This is a genomic window from Serratia quinivorans (assembly GCF_946227985.1).
GTDB classification, from domain to species: Bacteria; Pseudomonadota; Gammaproteobacteria; order Enterobacterales; family Enterobacteriaceae; genus Serratia; species Serratia quinivorans_A.
The window spans coordinates 1-23425 of sequence record NZ_CAMKGL010000015.1; the positions used below are offsets into that span (position 1 = coordinate 1).

17 protein-coding genes and 1 riboswitch are annotated in these 23425 nt (G+C 55.8%); of the genes, 6 read left to right on the forward strand and 11 right to left on the reverse strand.

Going from position 1 to position 23425, the window contains the following annotated elements:
• Nucleotides 1–500 precede the first annotated feature (500 nt).
• Complete coding sequence (gene murI / locus OCH02_RS23615; RefSeq protein ID WP_261433239.1) at nucleotides 501–1364, reverse strand: glutamate racemase; 864 nt, start codon at nucleotides 1362–1364, stop codon at nucleotides 501–503.
• Nucleotides 1309–3201, reverse strand: coding sequence for a TonB-dependent vitamin B12 receptor BtuB (gene btuB, locus OCH02_RS23620; RefSeq protein ID WP_261433332.1), 1893 nt, complete (start codon nucleotides 3199–3201; stop codon nucleotides 1309–1311). Before btuB ends, murI begins: the two co-directional genes overlap by 56 nt.
• A 67-nt stretch (nucleotides 3202–3268) precedes the next feature.
• A riboswitch (cobalamin riboswitch) is annotated at nucleotides 3269–3482 on the reverse strand.
• A gap of 120 nt (nucleotides 3483–3602) precedes the next feature.
• On the opposite strand from btuB, the gene trmA reads away from it, so the two are divergent.
• Nucleotides 3603–4706, forward strand: coding sequence for a tRNA (uridine(54)-C5)-methyltransferase TrmA (gene trmA / locus OCH02_RS23625; RefSeq protein ID WP_261433241.1), 1104 nt, complete (start codon nucleotides 3603–3605; stop codon nucleotides 4704–4706).
• Nucleotides 4707–4742: 36 nt separating this feature from the next.
• On the opposite strand, the gene OCH02_RS23630 is transcribed toward trmA, so the two are convergent.
• Together OCH02_RS23630 and fabR are read right to left on the reverse strand one after the other, a co-directional pair.
• The gene (locus OCH02_RS23630) at nucleotides 4743–5111 is read right to left on the reverse strand and encodes a YijD family membrane protein (protein WP_261433242.1); all 369 of its coding nucleotides are present in this window, start codon (nucleotides 5109–5111) and stop codon (nucleotides 4743–4745) included.
• Between the two features lie 13 nt (nucleotides 5112–5124).
• Nucleotides 5125–5757, reverse strand: a complete 633-nt coding sequence (gene fabR / locus OCH02_RS23635; RefSeq protein WP_085120094.1) for an HTH-type transcriptional repressor FabR — start codon at nucleotides 5755–5757, stop codon at nucleotides 5125–5127.
• 215 nt (nucleotides 5758–5972) lie between these two features.
• Between fabR and sthA the strand changes: the two genes are divergently transcribed.
• Entirely contained in the window at nucleotides 5973–7370 is a 1398-nt protein-coding gene (gene sthA, locus OCH02_RS23640; RefSeq protein WP_012147448.1) for a Si-specific NAD(P)(+) transhydrogenase, read from the forward strand.
• On the opposite strand, the gene oxyR is transcribed toward sthA, so the two are convergent.
• Nucleotides 7353–8270, reverse strand: coding sequence for a DNA-binding transcriptional regulator OxyR (gene oxyR, locus OCH02_RS23645; protein ID WP_012147449.1), 918 nt, complete (start codon nucleotides 8268–8270; stop codon nucleotides 7353–7355). The two genes, sthA and oxyR, sit on opposite strands and share 18 nt — an antisense overlap.
• A 151-nt stretch (nucleotides 8271–8421) precedes the next feature.
• On the opposite strand from oxyR, the gene OCH02_RS23650 reads away from it, so the two are divergent.
• Both OCH02_RS23650 and OCH02_RS23655 read left to right on the forward strand, forming a co-directional pair.
• On the forward strand, nucleotides 8422–9153 hold the full coding sequence (locus tag OCH02_RS23650) for a glutathione peroxidase (RefSeq protein ID WP_261433243.1): 732 nt from the start codon (nucleotides 8422–8424) through the stop codon (nucleotides 9151–9153).
• Nucleotides 9154–9229: 76 nt separating this feature from the next.
• Nucleotides 9230–10678 carry a dihydrolipoyl dehydrogenase gene (locus OCH02_RS23655; protein WP_261433244.1) on the forward strand — a complete coding sequence of 483 codons (1449 nt, stop codon included), beginning with the start codon at nucleotides 9230–9232 and terminating at the stop codon, nucleotides 10676–10678.
• Nucleotides 10679–10745: 67 nt separating this feature from the next.
• On the opposite strand, the gene argH is transcribed toward OCH02_RS23655, so the two are convergent.
• The 4 genes from argH to argC all read right to left on the reverse strand — a co-directional run bounded on the left by argH (nucleotide 10746) and on the right by argC (nucleotide 15374).
• A complete protein-coding gene (argH, locus tag OCH02_RS23660; protein ID WP_261433245.1) occupies nucleotides 10746–12119 on the reverse strand; it encodes an argininosuccinate lyase in 1374 nt (457 codons plus the stop codon).
• 201 nt (nucleotides 12120–12320) lie between these two features.
• On the reverse strand, nucleotides 12321–13541 hold the full coding sequence (locus OCH02_RS23665; RefSeq protein WP_261433246.1) for an argininosuccinate synthase: 1221 nt from the start codon (nucleotides 13539–13541) through the stop codon (nucleotides 12321–12323).
• Between the two features lie 25 nt (nucleotides 13542–13566).
• Nucleotides 13567–14340, reverse strand: coding sequence for an acetylglutamate kinase (gene argB, locus OCH02_RS23670; protein ID WP_012147454.1), 774 nt, complete (start codon nucleotides 14338–14340; stop codon nucleotides 13567–13569).
• Nucleotides 14341–14369: 29 nt separating this feature from the next.
• Nucleotides 14370–15374, reverse strand: coding sequence for an N-acetyl-gamma-glutamyl-phosphate reductase (gene argC, locus OCH02_RS23675; RefSeq protein WP_261433248.1), 1005 nt, complete (start codon nucleotides 15372–15374; stop codon nucleotides 14370–14372).
• A 216-nt stretch (nucleotides 15375–15590) separates the two neighbouring features.
• On the opposite strand from argC, the gene argE reads away from it, so the two are divergent.
• Together argE and ppc are read left to right on the forward strand one after the other, a co-directional pair.
• A complete protein-coding gene (gene argE / locus OCH02_RS23680) occupies nucleotides 15591–16742 on the forward strand; it encodes an acetylornithine deacetylase (RefSeq protein WP_261433250.1) in 1152 nt (383 codons plus the stop codon).
• A 380-nt stretch (nucleotides 16743–17122) separates the two neighbouring features.
• Nucleotides 17123–19759, forward strand: a complete 2637-nt coding sequence (ppc, locus tag OCH02_RS23685; protein ID WP_012147457.1) for a phosphoenolpyruvate carboxylase — start codon at nucleotides 17123–17125, stop codon at nucleotides 19757–19759.
• A 104-nt stretch (nucleotides 19760–19863) separates the two neighbouring features.
• Here the strand turns inward: ppc and metF are convergent, their stop codons facing one another.
• On the reverse strand, nucleotides 19864–20760 hold the full coding sequence (gene metF / locus OCH02_RS23690) for a methylenetetrahydrofolate reductase (protein ID WP_261433251.1): 897 nt from the start codon (nucleotides 20758–20760) through the stop codon (nucleotides 19864–19866).
• 227 nt (nucleotides 20761–20987) lie between these two features.
• Nucleotides 20988–23423, reverse strand: coding sequence for a bifunctional aspartate kinase/homoserine dehydrogenase II (locus OCH02_RS23695; protein WP_012147459.1), 2436 nt, complete (start codon nucleotides 23421–23423; stop codon nucleotides 20988–20990).
• Nucleotides 23424–23425 lie beyond the last annotated feature (2 nt).

The following is a 23425-nucleotide window of genomic DNA, read 5'->3' on the forward strand; positions in this document are numbered from 1 at the left end:
GCATGTGTTAGGCCTGCCGCCAGCGTTCAATCTGAGCCATGATCAAACTCTTCAATTAAAAGCTTGATTTGCTTCAACTCGTGAAGCGATGCTCGAAAATTAACTTTCGTAATAATCAGACCGTTGACGAATCAACCGACTGACTTATTGCTTGGTCACTCTTCAAGACTTGATATTTTTTCGAACCCGAAAGTTCTGGATATCGTCTTGTGGAGTGCCCACACAGATTGTCTGATAAATTGTTAAAGAGCGTTCGTTACTGAGATAACTCTCGGTAACGCGGGAGGTGCATATTACGCTTTCCCGCTGAAGAGTCAAGCTTTTTTCTTATTAAGAAACGGTGTTTTCACCGGCTTGCTTCTTCCTGGCTGGGCGACTGGTTCTCGTTAGAGGAGTCGTTGTTCCCGGTCAGTGGAGGCGCATTATAGGGAGTTCTCAGAACGCCGCAACCCCTAATTTCAATATTTTTTCCGACCGTTGAATGTTTAACCAAAACAGTCTTAAATAGGCAGTTTTTTCAACGTTTTAAAGCCATATCCCTGCAGAACGGGCAATAAAGCGTCAGTGTCTTCATTTAACGCCATGCAATACGCCAGATTATCTTCCTGCGTAAACACCAGATTTTCCTGTGTCGAGATCAGCCAGGCGGTACGACGGGCGATTGCCGCGCCGGAATCGATCAGCCGGGTTCCCTCAGGCAACACCTGCATTAACTCTTCTGCTAATAAAGGGAAGTGGGTGCAACCAAGCACTACGGTATCCGGCGGCTCACGCATGCTCAGCCATGGATGCAGGATTTTCTTCAGCGTTGGCAGCGGTACGGCTTCGCCATGCAGTTTGGCTTCTGCCAATTCCACCAGCTCTGAGGATCCCAATAGCTCGATCTTGCAATCGGTGGCGAAGCGGGCAATCAACTCATGGGTATAAGTGCGCTGGACGGTACCGCGGGTAGCCAGCAGGCCGACGACGCCATTGGCGGTCAGACGGGCGGCAGGTTTGATGGCAGGTACCACACCCACGACCGGGAAGGTAAAGCGTTCACGCAGGGCCGGTAAGGATACGGTACTGGCGGTGTTACAAGCGATGATGACTATCGCCAGAGGATGGCGTTGCTGCACCGCACTGACAATCTCCAGCACGCGTTCAACAATAAACTCTTCGGATTTCTCACCGTAGGGAAACGCCACATTATCGAAAGCGTATATATAGTGCAGGTCCGGCAGCAGTTGCCGAACCTCTTGATACACCGATAACCCGCCGACGCCGGAATCAAATACCAGCACCGTCGGACGGGTCTTCGCGGTGGTGTTAGAAGGTATAGCTTCCAGTGAGGTAGTATTCTCTTCCTGGAGTAGCGTAGCCATAAGCCGTCTCATAATCTTTATCAAACAGGTTGGCGATTCTACCACGAACTGTCAGATGAGATGTGACCGGATACGAAACTGCGAGATCCCACAGGCTGACACCGCCGAGTTTGACCGTGCGCGTAGCGTAACCACTGTAGTCGCCATCATAACGTTCCCCCAGATAATGGTAGGTCACGGCCCAGTCGAAATCATAGACCTGCCAGTCCAGCTCATATTTCACCTGCTGCTTGGCCCGACGGAGCAGAACTTCGTTGGTTTTGGCATTGCGTGGATCAACATAATCATAGCCAATCTGGTGGGTCAACGGCCCGGTATCAAAGGACGCCGTAGCTTCAACGCCTTTAATGGTTGCCTGATTAACGTTGTAATAAGCAGAACCAGAACCGCTGGATGCATAGCTAATAAGATTGTCTATATCGTTACGGTAACCCGTGACACGCCAGGTAACCGGCCCAGTCAATCCTTCAAAGCCTCCTTCCCACTGTTTGCTTTCCTCTGGCTTCAAATCCGGGTTGCCGCCAAAGCTGCCGTATTGTTGCCCCAGATTCGGTGCTTTAAACGCAGTACCGTAGGAAGCAATTGCACGATAACCCTCAACAAACTCCCACGCAGCACTGGTTTGCCAAGTGCCATGCCAGCCATATTGCGAATTATCATCACCCCGCACCGCCCCTTCCAGAGTAAAGGAATCGATCTGTTGCTGTGCCGTCAGATAAAGCCCGGTATTACGCTGACTCTTGCTGTCGGTAATATAAGCTGTGCCTGGCTCAATTTTCTGATCCTGCCAATCAACGCCCGTACTGATGTTACCATTGGCAACCTGGAACGTATTACCCCACTGCACATTGTACTGTGTGGAATCATCCAAAGTTGCAGAAGCAGAATAAGGGCCATACTTGGGATCGTAGTTATAGTCCTTACTGTGGCTATAGCTGGCAATCAACTGAGTGGCATAAATACCGTCCTGGTAACGCAGGCCGCTATCCCAACTTTGGCTATAGAGCTGACGGGTATCCGGCAGTGCGTCTGAATGTGCCGGGTCGGAATAGCTGTAATTACCATCATAAGCCGTACGGTTGTCATAACCGTAGCCGCGAACGAATCCGCTGAAAGCCTCATTAAACTTATGATCAATGCTGCCATACAGAGATTTACTCATGAAACCGTCGCGGTCAGTTTGCGCCGGGTTACCAAAGCTGTCTGGCAGATTCGCCACCACGTCATAGCCTTTGGTATAGGTGTAGTTACCGGCGAGGGTCGCAACCGTGCTGTCGCCCAACTGTTGCTGAGTGGAGGCGTCATAGGCCTGATAGCCGTTTGAACCCATGCCGGCAGAAAGCGTAGTACCGTTTTTTTCACGAGTGGTAATAATGTTGATCACACCGCCGATGGCATCGGAACCATAGACAGCCGAACGCGGTCCACGAATAAACTCGACTTTCTGCACCAGCGAGATCGGAATTTGACTGAGGTCTGAAGAACCACTGACGCCAGCTTGATTCAGACGAATGCCGTCAATCAACACCAGTACATGGCTGGAGTTGGTACCGCGGATAAACAGCGAACTGGCTTGCCCGAGCCCACCATTTTGCGACACATCTACGCCCGGCAGGCGGCGCATCACATCGGTCAGGCTTTTTGCCTGCCAGCGGTCAATATCATCGCGGGTAACGACAGAGGTGGGTGCCAGCACGGAAGAAACGGGCTGTGGAAAACGATTGGCGGAAACCACGAGGTCATCGCTGTTCTTGGCTGTGGTGTTATCTTGCGCCCATCCAGAAAAAGCCGTGATGGAAGAAACCACCGCCAGCAGCGTATTTTTTGTAATTGTCATGAAAAAGCATCCAAACTTAATTGGCGGATGCCGCAGGATCATGGCCGGTAATTCGCGACGGCCACGGACATTGCGACGTAACACCGGCAGGTCTTCGGGCTTGGGAGTTGCGGGCGGCCCGTGAGCTACCTGCACCGGGCGATGACTTCCCATCCTGCAATGGACAGTGTCTGCGTAAAACGCTATCGCCGTGACTTCCCCTTACCGCTGCGCGTCAGCTCCGGATTTGAACCGGATTCCCTTTTCACTCGCTGCTTGAGGCCGGACGACAATGCTACGATCAATGTAAATAGATGTCTAGACTGCTATCAATGTTACAAATAATAAACACGACAAAACTGGACTTCACGGACTGATTCCCTACAATCCCCGCTGATCAATTTTGCCTGACGAGAAGAAACATGACGCCCGAGAATTTGCCTATTGAACGTTACGATGACCAACTGGCGGAGAAAACTGCCCGGCTGAAAACGCTGATGTCACCGTTCACGGCACCCGAGCCGGAAGTGTTCCGCTCGCCGGTAAGCCACTACCGTATGCGCGCCGAATTCCGCATCTGGCATGATGAAGACGAGATGTACCACATCATGTTTGATCAGCAGACCAAACAACGCATTCGCGTCGATAAGTTCCCTGCCGCCAGTGAGTTGATTAACCGCCTGATGAGCGCCCTGATCGCCGCCATCAAGCCAGAGCCGATTCTGCGCCGCAAGCTGTTCCAAATTGACTACCTGTCGACCCGCAGCGGCAAAATCATTGCCTCACTGCTGTATCACCGCAAGCTTGACGACGAATGGCAACAGCAGGCAGAAAAGCTGCGCGACAGCCTGCGCGCACAAGGCTTTGACCTGCAGCTGATTGGCCGCGCGTCTAAAATGAAAATCATGCTGGATCAGGATTATGTAGACGAAGTGCTGCCGGTTGCCGGCCGCGACATGATCTATCGCCAGGTGGAAAACAGCTTCACCCAGCCGAATGCGGCGCTGAATATACAGATGCTGGAATGGGCGCTGGACGTAACCACCGGTTCTAAAGGCGATTTGCTGGAGTTGTATTGCGGTAACGGTAACTTCTCTTTGGCATTGGCGCGTAACTTCGAGCGGGTTCTGGCTACCGAAATCGCCAAACCTTCGGTCGCTGCGGCACAGTACAATATTGCGGCCAACCAGATCGATAACGTGCAGATTATCCGTATGGCAGCGGAAGATTTCACCCAGGCCATGAACGGCGTGCGTGAGTTTAATCGGTTGAAGGGTATCGATTTAAGCAGCTATAACTGCGAAACCATTTTCGTCGATCCGCCACGCAGTGGGCTGGACGATGAAACGGTGAAAATGGTGCAAGCCTATCCGCGTATTTTGTATATTTCATGCAACCCGGAAACGCTGTGCGCCAATCTGGAGACCTTGCAGCAAACCCACAGCATCAGCCGCCTGGCACTGTTCGATCAGTTCCCGTACACCCATCATATGGAATGCGGTGTGCTGTTGGAAAAACGCGTCTAATCTGACAGGGGCGCCATTATTGCTGCGCCCCTGCTTTTAGGCCGCCGTATTCTCATCCGGCGTCTTGCGCGCCTTCAGCTTGATACCAATCCAGAACACCAACGCCACAGAAATGATCGCCGGCAGGAAGTTAGAGCCAATCTGCGGGTATTCGGCACGAACAATCGCACTGTACAACAACACCCCCAGCAGGAAGGTCGCTGCGGCCAGCTTGGGCATGCCGTCCGGCATCGCACGGTGCAGATAACGCTGATGCAAGCAGTAAACCGCCAACACCAAAGTCAGGATAGGGAAAATCGAAAACGGCACCACCGAGCTGAACAGCGCGGCGAACGAACCGTTGATCGACAGGCCGGCAATCAACGCCAGCAGTAAGGTGCCATTCTCACGGCTTGGTTTTTCCATCGCTTTCTACCTTTTATACGTGGGATACAGAAGCTTTTTCTTGCTGGCGGCGATACCAATAATAAGCACCTTTGGAAATCATCCGCAGTTGCAGCACTAAACGTTCCTCAAGACGACGCCGTTGTTCGATATCGATATCCAGCGCTTCAGCACCGGCGCTGAATACTATGGTCACCATGGCTTCCGCCTGCGCTTCGGTGAAACTGCGCGGCATATGGTTTTCCAGCTCGAGGTAATCCGCCAGTTCGGCGATAAAATGTTGGATCTCACGCGCTACCGCCGCACGGAAGGCCGACGAGGTACCGGAGCGTTCACGCAGCAGCAGGCGGAAGGCGTTGGGGTTATTGCCGATAAACTCCATAAAGGTGGAGACAGAGGTGCGGATCACGCTGCCGCCCTTGGCAATACGCTGGCGTGCCTGGCGCATCAGTTGCCGCAGCATCAGACCACTTTCATCAACCATGGTTAATCCCAGCTCATCCACGTCCCGGAAGTGACGGTAGAATGACGTCGGAGCGATGCCCGCTTCACGCGAGACTTCGCGCAGGCTCAGGCTGGCAAAGCTGCGTTCGGCGCTTAGCTGGCTGAAGGCTGCCTCAATGAGGGAACGACGAGTCCGTTCTTTTTGTTGTGCTCTGACGCCCATATGCATATCCAGATAAGATCCATTTTGTCAGTCTAACGCCGTAGACCCGGCAATATAGCAAATTTTATTGCAACAGCATTTATACTAACGCGCCCTATCACAGTTTCCGCCTGCACCATTTGTGCTTTGCCTCAAAAAGCCTAATGGTGATTGGGCACTCAGCGCTATGATGTTAAGATACCGTTGTAATTTTGTATAAGACAGGTCTCTCCCCTATGCAACAGCACTATCAATTTGATGCCATAGTCATTGGCTCGGGCCCTGGTGGTGAAGGTGCCGCTATGGGGTTGGTGAAACAGGGCGCCCGCGTGGCCGTTATCGAACGGTACAATAACGTAGGCGGCGGATGTACCCACTGGGGTACCATCCCGTCCAAAGCCCTCCGCCACGCCGTTAGCCGCATTATCGAATTCAACCAGAACCCGCTTTATAACAATTCACGCACGCTCAGCGCGACATTCCCTGATATTTTACGCCACGCCGATAACGTGATTAACCAGCAAACCCGGATGCGCCAGGGATTCTATGAGCGTAACCAATGCAAGCTGTTCGCCGGCGATGCGCGCTTTATTGACGCCAACACCGTCAGCGTCAGTTATATGGACGGCACCCAGGACACCATCCGTGCCGATCATATCGTCATCGCCTGCGGTTCGCGCCCTTACAACCCGTCGAGCGTCGATTTTAACCATCCGCGCATTTATAACAGCGACTCCATTCTCGAATTAAACCACGAGCCGCGCCACGTGATCATATACGGCGCCGGGGTCATCGGCTGTGAGTATGCGTCTATCTTCCGTGGTCTGAACGTGAAGGTCGATCTGATCAACACCCGCGATCGCCTGCTGGCATTCCTCGACCAGGAAATGTCAGACTCACTGTCTTACCACTTCTGGAACAACGGCGTGGTGATCCGTCACAACGAAGAGTTCGAGAAGATCGAAGGCACCGACGACGGCGTGATTGTTCACCTGAAATCAGGCAAGAAAGTAAAAGCGGACTGCCTGCTGTATGCCAACGGCCGGACCGGTAACACCGACTCACTGGGGCTGGAGAACGTCGGTCTGGAGTCAGACAGCCGTGGCCTGCTGAAAGTGAACAGCATGTACCAGACTGCGCTGTCGCACATTTATGCCGTGGGTGACGTGATTGGTTATCCGAGCCTGGCATCTGCCGCTTACGATCAGGGCCGCATTGCCGCGCAGGCGATTGCCTCTGGTGAAGCCAGCGGACATCTGATTGAAGACATCCCGACCGGTATTTATACCATTCCGGAAATCAGCTCCGTCGGTAAAACCGAACAGGAACTGACGGCGATGAAGGTGCCGTATGAAGTGGGCCGCGCCCAGTTCAAGCATCTGGCGCGTGCGCAGATTGCCGGGATGAACGTCGGCAGCCTGAAGATCCTGTTCCATCGCGACACCCTGCAGATCCTTGGGATACACTGCTTCGGTGAGCGTGCGGCGGAGATCATTCACATCGGCCAAGCGATCATGGAACAGAAAGGTGAAGGCAATACTATCGAGTATTTCGTTAATACTACCTTCAACTATCCGACCATGGCCGAAGCCTACCGAGTGGCAGCGCTGAACGGCTTAAACCGCCTGTTTTAGCGTGGTACCCAGGTAGTTTTGCATGTGCTCGCGGATCGCCTCGGCCAATTGCTCATAACGACTGCGCAATGGGGAGCCGGGGCGGTACACCAGCGCAATGGTGCGCTTGGGTTCAGGTTTATAACAGTCCAGATAACACACGCCGTCACGCTCGCGCTGTGGCGGTACCGCCAATGAAGGCAACAACGTAATACCACTGCCCGCCGCAACCATATTGCGCAGCGTTTCCAGGCTGGTCGCCCGGAAATGGGTATCCTCGTCGGCACCGGCCTGAAAGCAAAAGCCCATTGCCTGATCGCGCAAGCAGTGACCATCTTCCAGCATCAGCAGTTTTTCCCCTGCCAAATCCGGCATCGCCACGCGGTCACGCTGTGACCATGGGTGATCGGAGTACACCGCCAGCTTCATTGGCTCATCAAACAATGGGACTTCGATAAAGGCTTCGGTTTCCTTCACCAACGCCAGGATCGCGCAGTCCAGTTTACCGCTGTCGAGTTGCGCCAGCAGCTGTTGGGTTTGCGCCTCATGCAGGTACATTTCCAGCTTGGGAAAGGTTTTATGCAGCGTAGGGATGATCTGCGGCAGCAAATAAGGCCCGACGGTCGGGATCAGGCCGATATGCAACGGCCCGGACATGGCTTCACCCTGTTGGCTGGCCATCTCTTTCAGAACTTTGACTTCGCGCAGCACGGTACGCGCCTGCTCCACCAGCAACAGCCCCGCCTGGGTAAATAACACCTTGCGGCTGGTGCGTTCGAGCAACATCACACCCAGTTCGTCTTCCAGCTTGCGGATCTGCCCACTGAGGGTGGGTTGGCTAACATGGCATGAATCGGCGGCACGGCGGAAATGCCGGTGCTCGGCCAAGGCGACCAGGTACTCTAAATCACGAATATTCATTGTTTCCCTCCAGACCACGATAGCTCATGGCGATAGATAAGATAGCAATGAGCGATTAGATCTATCAAGCCCCGGCGGCAATAATGTGTCCCAACAAAGCGGCATAGCGCTGAAAGCTAAAAATTATTTTTCCTAATTAAGGGGTTAATTCATGTTTACCAGTCAAGAAGGCAAAAAAGTTCCTCAGGTAACCTTCCATACCCGTCAGGGTGACCAATGGCTCGATGTGACGACCAACGACCTGTTTAAAGATAAAACCGTCATCGTGTTTTCGCTGCCAGGTGCCTTTACTCCGACCTGTTCTTCCAGCCACCTGCCGCGTTACAACGAGCTGTCCAGCGTATTCAAACAGCACGGCGTTGACAGCATCCTGTGCGTTTCTGTGAACGACACCTTCGTGATGAACGCCTGGAAAGCCGATCAACATGCTGAAAACATCACCTTCGTGCCAGACGGCAACGGTGAATTCACCAAAGGCATGAATATGCTGGTCGAGAAAGCCGATTTGGGCTTCGGCCCACGTTCATGGCGTTACTCGATGCTGGTGCGTAACGGCGTAGTAGAGAAAATGTTCGTCGAACCCAACAAGCCGGGCGACCCATTTGAAGTGTCTGACGCCGACACCATGCTGAAATACCTGGCACCAGAATTCAAAGTGCAGGAGTCGGTTTCACTGTTTACCAAGCCGGGCTGCCCATTCTGCGCCAAAGCCAAACAAATGCTGCAGGAACGTGGCATCCAGTATGAAGAGATCGTACTGGGTCAGGACGCGACTACCGTCAGCCTGCGCGCCGTCAGCGGCCGTGCCACGGTACCGCAGGTGTTCATCGGCGGCCGTCATATTGGTGGTAGCGATGACCTGGAAACCTTCCTGTCAGCCTGATTAATCAATAATAACGAAGCCAACGTGAACTTTGGCGGGCTCCGGCCCGCCCTTTTTTTAGCTTTCAGGAGCGGATATGAAACAGTTGAATGTTGACGTCGCCGTTATCGGTGGCGGCACCGCCGGTCTGGGCGCCTATCGCGCTGCCAAGCTTTCGACCCCCAGTGTAGTCATGATTGAGGGCGGGGCCTACGGCACCACCTGCGCGCGCGTTGGCTGCATGCCATCCAAATTACTGATCGCCGCCGCCGAGGCGGTGCATCAAATCGAGCGTGCGCCGGGCTTTGGCGTGTATCCCGCGGGCAAAACCACCATTAAGGGTCGTGAAGTCATGGAGCGCGTCAAACGCGAACGCGACCGCTTCGTCGGCTTTGTATTGGAAGGTGTCGGCGAGATCCCGGCGGCCGACAAAATGAGCGGCTACGCCCGTTTTATCGACGACAACACCCTGCAGGTGGATGAACATACGCGCATCGTGGCACAGCGCATTGTTATCGCCACCGGCTCCCGCCCAAGCTGGCCCGCGCCCTGGAATGCACTGGGTGACCGACTGATCGTCAATGACGACGTCTTCAACTGGGATGATTTACCGCAGTCGGTGGCGGTATTCGGGCCAGGCGTGATTGGCCTGGAACTGGGTCAGGCGCTGCATCGTCTCGGGGTTGAGACCAAAGTGTTTGGCGTTGGCGGCGCCGTCGGCCCGTTGACTGACGGCACGGTGCGCAACTACGCCGCTAAAACCCTGGGCGAAGAGTTCTATCTTGATGCCGATGTGAAAGTGGAGATGATGCAGCGCGAAGGCGACAAAGTGTTTATCCGCTATCAGGATTTACACGGCAAGCCGCAGGAAATCATGGTGGATTACGTACTGGCCGCCACCGGTCGCCGACCGAACGTCGATAATCTGGGCCTGGAAAATACCGGCCTGCGACTGGATGCCCGGGGAGTGCCGCTGGCCGATCGCCTGACGATGCAAACCAGCGTGCCACATATCTTTATCGCCGGTGACGCCAGCAACCAACTGCCGTTGCTGCACGAAGCCAGCGATCAGGCGCGTATTGCCGGGAGCAACGCCGGCAGCTTCCCGGAAGTCAGCCCTGGCCTGCGACGCAGCGCAATCTCGGTGGTATTCTCCGATCCTCAGATTGCCATGGTTGGCTCCACCTTCCGTGAACTGAGCGAGAAATTCAGCGCCTGTGGCTGTTTTGAAATCGGTGAGGTATCGTTCGAGAATCAGGGACGCTCACGCGTGATGCTACGTAATAAAGGCATTCTTCACGTCTACGGCGAACAGGGCACCGGACGTTTCCTCGGTGCAGAGATGATGGGCCCGGAGGTTGAGCATATCGCCCATCTGCTGGCCTGGGCGCATCAGCAGCAAATGACCATCAATCAGATGCTGGATATGCCGTTCTACCATCCGGTGATCGAAGAAGGCCTGCGCACCGCGCTGCGCGATCTGCAGGCCAAACTTAAACTGGGTGAGGCCGAGGCCGAACGCTGCCAGCGCTGCCCGGGCGAGTAATCCTTCTAAAAACAAAGGGCGCAGTTCAAAACCATGAACTGCGCCCTTATATATTGAGTAAGCTATTTTAAGCCAAACGCTGTTTCGCTGCGGCGATCGCGCTGGCGACCTGCTGAGGAGAAACGCCGCCTTTGGCTGAACGCTTATCCAGGCAGGATTGCAGTGCCAGGATCGGGTACACATCTTCGCCAATCACTGCGCTGAATTTCTGCAAATCAGTCAACGGCAGGGCTTCCAGCGCCTTGCCCTGACGAATGGCTTCTACTACCGCCTCACCAACAATATGGTGCGCCTCACGGAACGGCACGCCTTTGGCGACCAGATAGTCCGCCAGTTCGGTCGAGTTGGCGTAACCCTGCTCCGCCGCTTCTTTACAACGCGGACGTTTCACCTGGATACCATCCAGCACCAGCGCCGCCATCTGTAGGCAATCCATCCAGGTATCAAGCGCGTCGAACAGCCCTTCCTTGTCTTCCTGCATGTCTTTGTTATATGCCAACGGCAGGCCTTTCAACGTCATCATCATACCGGTCAATGCACCCTGCACGCGGCCACATTTGCCACGGATCAGCTCCAGCGCATCCGGGTTTTTCTTTTGCGGCATCAGCGATGAGCCGGAAGTCACACGGTCAGACAGATCGACAAATGCAGCTTCACCACTGTTGAAGAAAATCAGGTCTTCGGCAAAGCGCGACAGGTGCACCATGCTGATAGAAGCATTGGATAACAGCTCCAGCACGTGGTCCCGGTCGGAAACGCTGTCCAGGCTGTTGCGGGTGGCCGAAGCAAAGCCCAACCAACCGGCCAGTTGTTCACGGTCGATCGGATAGGCGGTACCAGCCAGCGCACCGCTGCCCAACGGGCTGACATCCAGGCGCTTCAGCGTGTCCTGCAGACGGCTTTCGTCACGCGCCAGCATTTCCACATAGGCCAAGCACCAGTGGGCAAAGGTCACCGGCTGCGCACGCTGCAGGTGGGTATAACCCGGCATCACTGCGTCCTGATTGGCTTCGGCAGTTTCCACCAGCGCCTGTTGCAGTTGCACAATGGCCTGATGCAAATCGCCGATCTGCTGTTTACACCACAATTTCAGATCGGTCGCGACCTGATCGTTACGACTACGGCCGGTGTGCAGTTTTTTGCCCAGATCGCCGACTTGGTCGATCAGCTTCTGCTCCACCCAGCTATGAATATCTTCTGCATCGCTGCTGACAATCGCCTGCGGATCGGCCTGCACTTCTGCCAACAGCCCATTCAACGCCTGCTCAAGCTGCTGCTGCTCGGTTGCCGTCAATACGTTGACGGTGACCAGCGCTTTCGACCAGGCCACCGAACCCACAATGTCCTGTTCCGCCAGGCGATAATCGAAGCGCAGAGAATCGTTTAATTGTTTGAACCGCTGATCTGCCGCCTGACTGAACCGTCCGCCCCAAAGTGCCATACCGTTACTCCTGTACCCGTCATACTTCAAGCTGCAGGTGTGTTGGCTGCGAACGCTCACCCGAATCACTTACCCCTGTAAGCTCATCGGGACTCTCGCTCTTGCCGCCTTCCTGCAGCTTGAAGTATTTAGGGTATAAATTTTATACGAAAAGGCGCAGCACGCTGCGCCCCTATCAAGTCACGCCGAATAATGAATAAGTTACTTGTTCTTTATCTCGTTCAGCGCGCGAATGCGTGAAGAGAGTGAGAACAGACGGATAAAACCGCCCGCGTGGCTATGATCGTAAACTTCGTCTTCGCCGAAGGTCGCGAACTCTTCGGAGTACAGGCTGTTGGCGGATTTCTTCTGAATCGCCGTCACCTGGCCTTTATACAGCTGCAACACCACTTCACCGTTAACTTCTTCGGCCAGCGCTTCGGCGGAGGCCTGCAGTGAACGACGCAGCGGAGCAAACCAACGGCCATCGTATACCACGTAAGACATTTCCAGGCCCAGTTGCTCACGCCATTTGAAGCTGTCGCGATCCAGAACCAGTTGTTCTACGCCACGCAGAGCCGCCACCATAATGGTGCCGCCCGGGGTTTCGTAGCAGCCGCGGGATTTGATGCCCACCAAACGGTTTTCTACGATATCGATACGGCCCACGCCGTGCCGGGCACCCAGCACGTTCAGGGTTTCCAGACATTTGTACGGGCTCAGCGCTTCACCGTTAACCGCCACTACACACCCTTTCTCTACGGTGATGGTCACTTGCTCGGGCTGATCCGGCGCTTCCTGCGGATCTACAGTCCAGACCCAACAGTCTTTGTTCGGTGCGTTCCACGGGCTTTCCAGCACGCCGCCTTCGGTAGAGATATGCCAAGCATTCTCGTCACGGCTATAGATTTTTTCCAGCGACGCGGTGGTCGGGATATTACGCTCTTTCAGGTAGTCCAGCAGCGCTTCACGGGAACGCAGGTTCCACTCACGCCAAGGGGCAACCACTTTCAGATGTGGGGCCAGTGCGGTATAGGTGGTTTCGAAACGCACCTGGTCATTCCCTTTACCGGTTGCGCCGTGACACAGCGCGTCAGCGCCAACTTTCAGCGCCAGTTCAACCTGTGCTTTAGCGATAATCGGGCGCGCCATGGAGGTGCCCAGCAGGTAGCTGCCTTCATACAGAGCGCCGGTCTGCAGTACCGGATAAACGTAATCACGGATGAATTCTTCACGCAGATCAACCACGTGGCACTCAGAGGCACCGGATTGCAGGGCTTTTTGCTCCACACCTTCCAGATCGCCGCGCTCCTGGCCGATATCCGCCACGAAGGCTACCACTTCGCAGCCACCGTAGTTTTCTTTCAGCCAGGGAATGATGGCCGAAGTATCCAGACCGCCAGAGTACGCCAGAACGATTTTTTTGATGCCTTGGTTTTGCATGGTCTTTTCCTTTTTAATTCTAAATTTAAGCGAGGATCCGGGTGCCAATTGACACGCCGTTAAACAGTGCAGGAAGCTGATCGGCATGGCGCCAACTGGCGATATCTACCGGGCGACCGAGGGTGCGGGCCGCATCGAGCGCCGCATTCACCTTCACCACCATACCATCAGTGATGATGCCCTGGGCAATCAGTTGTTCCGCTTTTTGCGCCGTCATTTCAGCGATGCGTTGTCCTTTTCCATCGAGAATGCCACTGACATCCGACAGCAGGATCAAATCCGCACCCAGGGTAGCGGCCAGGGCCGTCGCCGCCTGATCGGCGTTCACATTCATTAACTGCCCATCGGCGGTAATGCCGATGGAACTGATCACCGGCAGGTAACCGGCACCCAGCAGGGTATTGAGCAGCAGCGGGGAGCCCGGTTGCGCATTGCCCACGTGGCCCAGCGCCGGGTCCAGAGGGGTGACGGTGACGCTGCCACCGTCCGCCAGACTCAGGCCGACCGCGTTAATCTGGTGCTTGATCGCCCACGCCAGCAAGGTTTTGTTGGCGGTGCCGGCCAGCGCGCCGGTAATAATGTCAATCTGATCGGCCGGGGTTACCCGCAGACCATTCTTCTTCACCACCGGCAGGGAAAGCTTTTTCATCAGCTCATCTACCAGGCAACCGCCGCCGTGAACGATCACCAACGGGCGCTGATGCTGCTGGCGGTAGCTGTCCAGCGCGGTAAACAGACGCTCCAGCGCCTCTTCACTGTCTAATAACACGCCACCTAACTTGATAATTAACGGGTTCATCGCTGTATACATCCCACGCTGGTGATTTATTAAAGTAATGACTGGGTTTCAGGGAACCCAAAACGGATATTCAGGCATTGCACCGCCTGAGCGGCAGCGCCTTTCAACAGGTTGTCTTCCGCCGCCACGGCGATCAGATGTTCACCCTGTACGGCAAAGCCGATGTCGCAGAACGGCAGCCCGACGACTGACTTCAACGCCGGTACGCCCTGGTCGTACAGCCGCACCAGCGGTTTGTCGTCATAGGCGGCGTGATAAACGGCAGCCACGTCCTGCGCGGTCACGCCGGCTTTCAGGCGACAGGTAATGGTTTCGAGAATACCACGCGGGAAGTTACCCAAATGTGGCGTGAAGATGACCGGCACGCCCAAATGCGCGACGATTTCCGGATGGTGACGGTGGTTGAAAATACCGTACGGCTGCAGGCTCACCTCACAGAAACTGGTGGTAACGCTGGCCTTGCGGCCTGCACCGCTGACGCCGCTGGTCGCGTTGATCACCGGCCACTGATCAAGGTTCAGCAACTCCTGGTCGATCAACGGTTTCAGCGCCAGCTGCGCCGCCGTCGGATAACAGCCCGGTACGGCGATCAGCTGAGCCTGTTTGATTTTGTCGCACTGCCATTCCGCCAGGCCATATACCGCCTGCTCCAGCAAGTCGGCATGCTGATGTTCAAAACCGTAATATTGGCTGTAGAAGGCGGCATCTTTCACGCGGAATGCGCCGGACAGATCGAACACCACGCAACCTGCGGCCAGGAACGCCGGCGCGATATCGTGGCTGACCTCGTGTGCCGTCGCCAGGAACACCACGTCGATGCCAACAGCGGCGGCGGCTACGTCAACCAGCGGTTGCAAGGGGAGATCGACAATGCCTTTTAACTGGGGGTGCAAATCGGAAAGCAATTTTCCTGCATCTGCACTTTGCGCTGAAACCGCTAAAGCGGTTATGTTCATGTGTGGGTGACGATTAAGGTACGCCGTGAGCTCTGCTCCGGCATAACCGCTGGCACCGACAATCAGCGTATTCAACATGGGGCCTTTCACCTTCTAGACTTGCGTTTGGTCGTATTCGACACAGGTTTCCAGGCTCACCAGCGTTGTTTTGCCGTTCACCCACGAGGTCGAGCGTTGATGTTTTTATAATCATCCGGGAATCGGGTTCCCTTACGCTCCAGCTTATTGTATTTTTATTCACAATAAATGCATGAATATTGATACCAACCTAACCAAAGGCTGTCAACAGTGAAGATGAAATTACCTCCATTTATTGAGCTGTACCGGGCGTTGATCGCCATTCCGTCGATCAGCGCCACCGATGGCGCCCTCGATCAGAGTAATGAAGCGTTAATCAACTTGCTGGCCGGCTGGTTTGCCGATTTGGGCTTTAGCGTCGACGTGCAGCCGGTGCCGGATAGCCGCAACAAATTCAACCTGCTGGCCAGTATCGGTGAAGGCAGTGGCGGCCTGCTGCTGGCGGGTCACACCGACACCGTGCCTTATGATGAAGGCCGCTGGACGCGTGACCCTTTCACTCTGACCGAACACGACAATAAGCTGTACGGTCTGGGCACTGCGGATATGAAAGGCTTCTTTGCCTTTATTCTGGATGCGGTGCGCGACATCGACGCCAGCCAACTGACCAAGCCTTTATACATTCTGGCCACCGCAGATGAAGAAACGACGATGGCCGGTGCACGTTATTTTGCCGCCTCGACCAGCATCCGTCCGGACTTCGCCATTATCGGTGAGCCAACCTCGCTGCAGCCGGTGCGCGCGCATAAAGGCCATATAGCCAACGCCATTCGCATTGTCGGCCAATCCGGCCACTCGAGCGATCCGGCGCGCGGCGTGAACGCTATCGACCTGATGCATGAAACCATTGGCCGCCTGATGGAGTTGCGCAAAACGCTGCAAGAGCGCTTTAACAACCCGGCCTTTGCCGTGCCCTACCCAACCATGAACTTCGGTCATATCAGCGGTGGCGATGCGGCCAACCGTATCTGCGCCTGCTGCGAACTGCATCTGGATATCCGCCCGTTGCCGGGCATGACGCTCGACAACATCAACGAACTGATGCAGCAAACCCTCGAACCGATAAGCCAGCGCTGGCCGGGCCGCCTGAGTATTGAGGAACTGCATGCCTCGGTACCGGGTTATGAGTGCCCGACCGATCACCATATGGTGGCGGTGATTGAGAAACTGCTGGGCACCCGCACGCAGGTGGTCAACTATTGCACTGAGGCCCCCTTCGTCCAGCAGGTCTGCCCGACGCTGGTGTTGGGTCCCGGCTCTATCGACCAGGCGCATCAACCGGATGAATACATAGATACCGGCTTTATCGAACCGACACGCAAGCTGCTGGGTGAGTTGGTCAGCCACTTCTGTCGCCAAAAAGCCTGATACAAGGTAGGGTTAATGACATATCATTGACCTACCTCTTAAGAAGTAGCAAACCAATGAAATAAGCCAGACTGATAACCGGCGCGCCGTAATTAAATTTCAGAAAATGCGCCGATTTTGATGTTTTTTTGCTAAAAATAGTGTCAATTGGCCATTGGACAGGAACGTGGCGAGATGAAACAGGTGCTATTTGCCTGACACGTGAAATTTACTTACAAGATAAAAATCATCTACCCAATAGATTTCAAGTTGTAGCCAGGCGGCGAACGCTTGAATCCCCGGGAGCTTGGATTAACCAAGTGACCGGTGTGAAAGCGCGAAGCCAACGCCACTGCGACTTGAAAAATGAAGGGTAAATACAGAACTGGGTCAGGGGTTATATGAACGAACAATATTCGGCAATGCGAAGTAATGTCAGTATGCTCGGCAAATTGCTCGGCGATACCATCAAAGAAGCGCTGGGCGAGCATATTCTCGATCGCGTTGAAACTATCCGTAAGCTTTCCAAATCTTCACGTGCAGGTAACGAAGCGCATCGCCAGGAGCTGCTTTCTACCTTGCAAAACCTGTCTAACGACGAACTGCTGCCGGTCGCACGCGCCTTCAGCCAGTTTCTCAATCTGACCAACGTCGCCGAGCAGTACCACAGCATTTCACCCAATGGCGAAGCCGCCAGCAACCCGGAAGCGCTGGCGCAGTTGTTCACCCGGCTGAAAGACAAAAAGCTCAGCACCAAAGAGCTGCAAAATGCGGTATCCCAGCTCTCCATCGAACTGGTGCTGACCGCGCACCCGACGGAAATCACCCGTCGCACCCTGATCCACAAGCTGGTTGAGGTCAACACCTGCCTCAGCCAACTCGACCATAACGATCTGGCCGACTACGAACGCAACAAGATCATGCGTCGCCTGCGCCAATTGGTCGCCCAGTCATGGCATACCGACGAGATCCGCAAACATCGTCCCTCCCCGATCGACGAAGCCAAATGGGGCTTTGCGGTGGTGGAAAACAGCCTGTGGGAAGGGGTGCCTGCCTTCCTGCGCGAATTCAACGAACAGCTGGAAAACTCCATCGATTACAGCCTGCCGGCGGAAGCGGTACCCGTCCGCTTCACCTCCTGGATGGGCGGTGACCGCGACGGCAACCCTAACGTGACGGCTGAAATCACCCGTCATGTGCTGCTGCTCAGCCGTTGGAAGGCCTGCGACCTGTTCACCCGCGATATTCAGGTGCTGGTCTCCGAGCTGTCGATGACTGAATGTACTCCGGAACTGCGCGCACGGGCCGGTGGCGATGAGGTGCAAGAACCGTATCGTGAGATCATGAAGCAACTGCGCAGCCAGTTGATGAGCTCTCAGGCTTATCTGGAAGGTCGCCTGAAGGGTGAGCGCGTACTCAAACCACACGACCTGCTGGTGAATAACGAACAGCTGTGGGAACCGCTGTTCGCCTGTTACCAGTCGCTGCAGGCCTGTGGCATGAGCATCATCGCCAATGGCCAGTTGCTCGATACCCTGCGCCGCGTGCGCTGCTTTGGTGTGCCGCTGGTACGTATCGACGTACGTCAGGAAAGTACCCGCCACACCGAAGCCATCGCCGAGCTGACCCGTTATCTGGGGCTGGGCGATTACGAAAGCTGGTCGGAAGCCGACAAGCAGGCGTTCCTGATCCGCGAACTAAACTCCAAACGCCCGCTGGTGCCGCTAAAATGGGAGCCGAGTGCCGACACCCAGGAAGTGCTGGAAACCTGTCGGGTAATTGCCGAAGCGCCACAGGGTTCAATTGCCGCCTACGTGATCTCCATGGCACGTACGCCTTCTGACGTGCTGGCGGTTCACCTGTTGCTGAAAGAAGCCGGTTGCCCGTTCGCACTGCCGGTAGCCCCGCTGTTCGAAACCCTCGACGACCTGAACAACGCCGACGACGTGATGACCCAGTTGCTGAATATTGACTGGTACCGCGGCTTTATCCAGGGCAAACAAATGGTGATGATTGGCTATTCCGACTCGGCGAAAGACGCCGGGGTGATGGCCGCCTCCTGGGCGCAGTACCGCGCGCAAGACGCCCTGATCAAAACCTGTGAAAAAGCCGGCGTGGCGCTGACGTTGTTCCACGGTCGCGGCGGCTCGATTGGCCGTGGTGGCGCCCCGGCGCATGCGGCACTGCTGTCGCAACCGCCGGGCAGCCTGAAAGGCGGCCTGCGCGTGACCGAACAGGGCGAGATGATCCGCTTCAAATTTGGTCTGCCGGAAGTCACCATCAGCAGCCTGGCGCTGTACACCGGTGCGATCCTGGAAGCCAACCTGTTGCCGCCGCCGGAGCCGAAAAAAGAGTGGCGTGCGCTGATGGATGACCTGTCAGACACTTCATGTAAAATGTATCGTGGTTACGTGCGTGAAAATCCGGAATTCGTGCCGTACTTCCGCGCCGCGACGCCGGAACTGGAGCTGGGCAAGCTGCCGTTGGGTTCACGCCCGGCCAAACGCAAGCCAAACGGCGGCGTTGAGAGCCTGCGCGCCATTCCATGGATCTTCGCCTGGACGCAGAATCGCCTGATGCTGCCGGCCTGGCTGGGTGCCGGCGCCGGTTTGCAAGAAGCGGTGAAGGCCGGTAAGCAGGACCAACTGGAAGCCATGTGCCGCGACTGGCCATTCTTCTCCACCCGCATCGCGATGCTGGAAATGGTGTTCGCCAAGGCCGACCTGTGGCTGGCGGAATACTACGATCAGCGTCTGGTCGACAAATCGCTGTGGCCACTGGGCCAGCAATTGCGCGACCAGTTGGCAAGCGACATCAAGGTGGTGTTGACCATCGCCAATGACGCACACCTGATGGAAGACCTGCCATGGATCGCCGAATCCATTGCGCTGCGTAACGTGTATACCGATCCGCTGAACGTGCTGCAGGCCGAACTGCTGCACCGTTCGCGTCAACAGGAACAGCCAGATGCCCGCGTTGAGCAGGCGCTGATGGTGACCATTGCCGGCGTAGCCGCCGGGATGCGCAACACCGGCTAGGTTGAGCGTTGTAAAACACGGCTCCTGTTCGCAGGGGCCGTGTTTTTATCCAACAAAAAGGCGCTGTCATTACACAGCGCCTTTGTCTTAATTCATCAGTCAAGTCAGGCCACGGCCACCGGACGCACGCCCAACGTATGGCAAATGGCGTAACTCATCTCGGCGCGGTTCAGCGTATAAAAGTGGAAGTCTTTCACTCCTTCGCGGCTGAGGATTTTCACCATATCCATCGCGATATTGGCACCGACCATTTTTCGGGTTTCGGCATCGTCGTCCAGCCCTTCAAACATGCTGGTCATCCAGCTCGGCACACGCACGTTAGTCATGGTGGCAAAACGCTGTAACTGCTTGAAATTGGACACCGGCAGAATGCCCGGTACGATTTCCACGTCAATACCGGTCGCCACGCAGCGATCACGAAAACGCAGATAGCTTTCCACATCAAAGAAGAACTGGGTAATCGCGCGGTTGGCACCGGCATCGATTTTACGCTTCAGGTTAATCAGATCCGCCTGCGGACTTTTGGCTTCCGGGTGCACTTCAGGGTAGGCCGCCACCGAGATATCGAAATCGCCAACGTCTTTCAACAAGGCCACCAAATCGGTGGCATACATATCGGGCTTACCGCCGCCCGGTGGCAGGTCGCCACGCAGCGCCACGATATGACGGATACCGCTGTTCCAGTAGTCGGTGGCAATCTCGCGCAGCTGAGCCGGGCTGGCGTCGATACAGGTCAGGTGCGGTGCTGCCTCCAGACCGGTACGCTCCTTAATTCCTTTGATAATGCTGTGGGTACGATCGCGCTCGCCGGAGTTGGCACCATAGGTCACAGAGACAAATTTAGGTTTCAGGCTGCTCAGACGATCGATGGACTGCCACAGGGTGTCTTCCATCTCGCTGGTGCGCGGCGGGAAGAACTCGAATGATACGTTAATCTGACCGTTTAACTCTGCCAGACTCTGATTCAGCGCTTCCCGCTGGTTTGCGTGAAAAAAACTCATACCCTGTCCGCCTCTTATCGATCACTGTTTTGCTTTATCTTATTAAGCGTCTATACGTTTAGACGTCTAGATAGAAAATGCCGTATGTTGACTAAAGAGTCAACAGGAAACTGAGGGGAATAAGATGATTAATCCTCACCCCTAAAGAGAAAGAACTTCACGTTCAGAATAAGAAGAATTATGGCAGGAAAAACGAAGGGCGCGGCGGATCCGCGCCCCCAAGACAATTAAAGCAGTTGCGCCAGACGGTTAAGGTCTGACTGGATCGCACCGGCAGTGACGTCGCGTCCGGCACCCGGCCCGCGGATCACCAGTGGGTTGTCGCGGTACCAGCGGCTTTCGATAGCGAACACGTTATCGCACGGCAGCAACGATGCCAGCGGGTGTTCAGGCCGTACCGCTTCCACACCAACACGCGCCTTGCCATTGGCATCGAAACGCGCCACGTGGCGCAGCACCAGCCCCATTTCACTGGCGGCTTCAAAACGTTGCAGCATCTGCTGGTTCAACGCATCACCGTTTTCGAAGAACTGATCGACGGAGCCCTGTTCAGCCCCCGCAGGCACCAGCGATTCGACTCGCACCTGATTCGGTTCAATGTCGTAGCCCGCTTCGCGCGCCAGGATCACCAGCTTGCGCATCACGTCCTGGCCGGAGAGATCGACCCGCGGATCCGGTTCGGTCAGCCCCTGCTGCCAGGCCTGATCCACCAGCTCGGTGAACGGTACCGTGCCGTCGAACTGCAGGAACAGCCAGGAAAGCGTACCGGAGAAGATACCGCTGATCGCCAGAATGCTGTCGCCGCTGTCGCGCAGGTCACGCACCGTATGGTTGACTGGCAAGCCGGCACCGACGGTCGCGTTATACAGCCAGTGACGGCCGGTTTTGGCAAAGGCATCACGAATTTGGCGATAATTATCGCTGCAAGATGCGCCCGCCAGCTTGTTGGCGCTGATCACATGGAAGCCATAGCTGGCGAAATCCAGATACTGTTCGGCCAGTTCTTCACTGGCGGTCACGTCAAGCACCACCAGATCGTCGAACGGATGCGCACGCATCCACAGGAACAGTGACTCTTCGTCCAGTTCCTGTGCTTCGTCCTCAAAGAACGCCAGGGCGCGGCTGGCGTCCAGCCCGTCGTAATTGAGCAGGCTGCGGCGGCTGTCCACCACGCCCGCCAGGCTGAACTCAAAGCCGCTGCGGGCGGAAATATTTTTCTGCTCGCGGGCAAACAGCTCCAGCCAGCGTGCGCCGATGTTGCCTTTACCGAACAGCACCAGACCAATGCTTTTTTCGGCGCGGAACAGGGTCTGGTGCAGGCCCTGGATCAGCAATGCAGTCGGCCCCTGACGCAGTACCGCGACCAGGCTGATGCCGTCTTCGGCCTGCCAGATAAATTCTACCGGCTGGTCTTTCAACTGTTGATAGAAACGGTGGCTGTGCAGCGGATTCTTGCAAACGCCCGCGCCCACCAGCGCCACCAGCGCCAGGCCTTCACGCAGCCGCAGTTCACCCGGTAATGCCGCTTCCTGCAAGGTACGCAGCACGCTATTCACCACTTCCGAGGTGTAGCACAATTGAACCAGATTACGGTCAGGGTGAATGCCGATCGCCAGCGGTTTGATTTGCGCGCGCTTGAGTACCAAATCCAGCTCTTTCTGCGCCAGTGTGAAGTCATGCTGGCTGGCAACGTTCAGTTCAATCAAACACACGTCGTCATGGCTGGTGACAATCTTCGCGCCGGTGCCGGAGGCCAGCACGCGTTCGATACGCGTTGAGCCTTGTTCCGGCTGATAGCTACAGCGCAGTTGCAGATCGATATCACTGCCGGACACCGGCTGCAGAGTACGAGTATGCAGCACCGGTGCCGCCAGGCGCGCCAGTTCACTGGCTTCATCCAGACGCAGCAGCGGCAGCAGGCAGGCATCTTTTACCTTGCGTGGATCGGCGCTGTACACCCCGGCCACATCGCTCCAAATGGTCACGCGCTCCGCACCGGCCAGCGCGCCGACCTGGGTAGCGGAATAGTCACTGCCGTTACGCCCCAACAGCACGGTTTCACCGGCGTCATTGCGTGAAATAAAGCCGGTCACCACCAGGCGTTTGCCCGGGTGCTGAGCCAGCAACTGTTGCAGCAACGGATAAGAGCGGCCTTCGTCAACCTGAGGTTGAGCGGCACGTTCCGCCCGCAGGAAGTCACGCGCATCCAGCCAGGCGGCCTGCATATCCAGCTTGTTCAGTACCGCCGCCATCAGCCGCGCCGACCAAATCTCACCGTGCCCAACGACCTCGGCATATACGGCGTCGTCGAGCTTCTCGTCCAGCAATACCGCCAGACGCTCCAGATCCTGAATAAATTCGGCGATCAACGGCTCGGCAGTTTCCGGTGGGAGCAGACCGCCAATCAATTCGCTGTGATAGCGACGCAGCGTCTGCTGAACCTGATGCGCAGAAAGACGATCGCTTTGACTGAGCTTCAGCCAGCTAATCAGTTGGTTGGTGGTGCTACCGGCAGCCGATACCACCATCATGTCACCCGGTTGGCTGTATTCGGCCATGATCCCGGCCACCCGCAGATAACACTTCACGTCCGCCAGGCTGCTGCCGCCAAACTTGTGCAGTTGACGCCCGCTCACCGGCCCTGCTACCGCAATTGCATTCATGC

What these genes read in the sequence shown, in the direction of transcription:
- murI (WP_261433239.1), bottom strand. Translation starts at nt 1,364, where the DNA reads ATGGCTACGCTACTCCAGGAAGAGAATACTACCTCACTGGAAGCTATA.
- btuB (WP_261433332.1), bottom strand. Translation starts at nt 3,201, where the DNA reads ATGACAATTACAAAAAATACGCTGCTGGCGGTGGTTTCTTCCATCACG.
- trmA (WP_261433241.1), top strand. Translation starts at nt 3,603, where the DNA reads ATGACGCCCGAGAATTTGCCTATTGAACGTTACGATGACCAACTGGCG.
- OCH02_RS23630 (WP_261433242.1), bottom strand. Translation starts at nt 5,111, where the DNA reads ATGGAAAAACCAAGCCGTGAGAATGGCACCTTACTGCTGGCGTTGATT.
- fabR (WP_085120094.1), bottom strand. Translation starts at nt 5,757, where the DNA reads ATGGGCGTCAGAGCACAACAAAAAGAACGGACTCGTCGTTCCCTCATT.
- sthA (WP_012147448.1), top strand. Translation starts at nt 5,973, where the DNA reads ATGCAACAGCACTATCAATTTGATGCCATAGTCATTGGCTCGGGCCCT.
- oxyR (WP_012147449.1), bottom strand. Translation starts at nt 8,270, where the DNA reads ATGAATATTCGTGATTTAGAGTACCTGGTCGCCTTGGCCGAGCACCGG.
- OCH02_RS23650 (WP_261433243.1), top strand. Translation starts at nt 8,422, where the DNA reads ATGTTTACCAGTCAAGAAGGCAAAAAAGTTCCTCAGGTAACCTTCCAT.
- OCH02_RS23655 (WP_261433244.1), top strand. Translation starts at nt 9,230, where the DNA reads ATGAAACAGTTGAATGTTGACGTCGCCGTTATCGGTGGCGGCACCGCC.
- argH (WP_261433245.1), bottom strand. Translation starts at nt 12,119, where the DNA reads ATGGCACTTTGGGGCGGACGGTTCAGTCAGGCGGCAGATCAGCGGTTC.
- OCH02_RS23665 (WP_261433246.1), bottom strand. Translation starts at nt 13,541, where the DNA reads ATGCAAAACCAAGGCATCAAAAAAATCGTTCTGGCGTACTCTGGCGGT.
- argB (WP_012147454.1), bottom strand. Translation starts at nt 14,340, where the DNA reads ATGAACCCGTTAATTATCAAGTTAGGTGGCGTGTTATTAGACAGTGAA.
- argC (WP_261433248.1), bottom strand. Translation starts at nt 15,374, where the DNA reads ATGTTGAATACGCTGATTGTCGGTGCCAGCGGTTATGCCGGAGCAGAG.
- argE (WP_261433250.1), top strand. Translation starts at nt 15,591, where the DNA reads ATGAAATTACCTCCATTTATTGAGCTGTACCGGGCGTTGATCGCCATT.
- ppc (WP_012147457.1), top strand. Translation starts at nt 17,123, where the DNA reads ATGAACGAACAATATTCGGCAATGCGAAGTAATGTCAGTATGCTCGGC.
- metF (WP_261433251.1), bottom strand. Translation starts at nt 20,760, where the DNA reads ATGAGTTTTTTTCACGCAAACCAGCGGGAAGCGCTGAATCAGAGTCTG.
- OCH02_RS23695 (WP_012147459.1), bottom strand. Translation starts at nt 23,423, where the DNA reads ATGAATGCAATTGCGGTAGCAGGGCCGGTGAGCGGGCGTCAACTGCAC.